Here is a 381-nt window from a genome sequence, read left to right as displayed (position 1 = left end):
TGCTTGTAGTATCCATGGTTACAGGCAAAAGTGACTGTGATTGTATTATCATCATTCAAAACGGCTGTTCTGCCAAAGGTATTTGTAAATAGTTCCAGCCTTTCGGCAAGGGGTTTGTCAGCGTGTTCAAGTGCGAAGGCTTTACGTTCTTTATCGTACCCAGTACCACTACAACTTCCGTTTTGCTCGTATAGTCGGAAGCGTTGCTCCTTGGTGAGCTGTTCTTCCATCGCTTTTATAAAATTTTCATCGCATTCGTCTCCCTTATATGTTTGAACAATGTGCTCAAACAAAGGCAATATATCATCAGGAATTTCGTTTTTACGCATTCGCATAATTTTCAGCATAGTTTTCATTTGCCTAGACCCTCCTCTTTAATAT

The 381-nt window shown here is 40.2% G+C and carries 1 protein-coding gene; it reads right to left on the bottom strand.

Translation table 11 applies throughout. From position 1 onward, the window contains the following. Nucleotides 1–356 (bottom strand): hypothetical protein (locus tag GR197_RS31845; protein WP_164016680.1); only part of this gene is annotated, 356 nt, incomplete at its 3' end. Nucleotides 357–381: the final 25 nt, after the last annotated feature.

The sequence above is a fragment of the Rhizobium phaseoli genome (assembly GCF_010668805.1).
In the GTDB taxonomy this organism is placed as follows: domain Bacteria; phylum Pseudomonadota; class Alphaproteobacteria; order Rhizobiales; family Rhizobiaceae; genus Rhizobium; species Rhizobium phaseoli_A.
Note: the sequence above shows the minus strand (reverse complement) of the source record. Positions and strands in the feature narration are given on the sequence as shown.